General features: G+C 59.4%; 1 protein-coding gene. It reads right to left on the bottom strand.

The features are described from left to right. Positions 1 to 280: 280 nt before the first annotated feature. Positions 281 to 550 (bottom strand): hypothetical protein, encoded by a 270-nt coding sequence (locus F6Q13_RS18740; protein ID WP_293059726.1) that lies wholly within the window; start codon positions 548 to 550, stop codon positions 281 to 283. Positions 551 to 710: the final 160 nt, after the last annotated feature.

Genomic DNA, 710 nt, shown 5'->3' with positions numbered 1-710 from the left:
CACGTACCGCAGGAATCGCCGGTTGGGGTGCCCCCGGGGGATGGGGATGGTGATCGTCACGGCGCGATCGTCTCACCGAGAGCTGACACTTACCAAGCACCGACAATTCGGCCGACCACTTTTGAAGGACTGTAATCTTCGCCGATGATCTGTCGGCGCCTCAACCCAGCTTGACAGAGAGGGGTTTGTGAAGATGCGCTGTGTCGTCTGACCAGAGCTGTCCATGTACCGAGCAGGTCAGCAGTGCCGCTATTCCCACTTATGCGAGCCTCATCGGCGTTCACTCGTAAAGCGCGAGCTGGTCCCACGCCACTAGCGCGACACGGGTTGGGTCATCTGGCGGATGGACGCGGACGTTGAGGAAAACGCTGGGCGTGTCGTCGATGGCAATGACGTCGGTAATACCCCTCGGTAAATCCTGTGGGTCACCTGCATCATTTGTGGGCATGTCCGTCAAGAGGCGCAACCGCTTGCCGGCTAGGCCAGTGGCGTCGTAGCGAAACTGCCGAAACCGGGGTGTTTGATCGGGAACCTGTTCAGGTCGGGCCATGGCGCAATTATCCTCTACGATGTCTCGATGGCGGTGAGGAAGGCCCGTTGAACGGCGTTGCTGAGCTGGGCGATGTCCTCAGCCATAGTTGCTTGGTGGTCGGTTTTGACGAAGATGCCGTGCTCAACAAGCAGCCCCTTTGTGCCGCCGCCAGTGATGT

Origin of the sequence: Mycobacterium sp. (assembly GCF_008709575.1) — a bacterium.
Lineage (GTDB): Bacteria > Actinomycetota > Actinomycetes > Mycobacteriales > Mycobacteriaceae > Mycobacterium.
The sequence above is the reverse complement of the archived record's forward strand: the minus strand, read 5'-3'. Positions and strand labels throughout refer to the sequence as shown.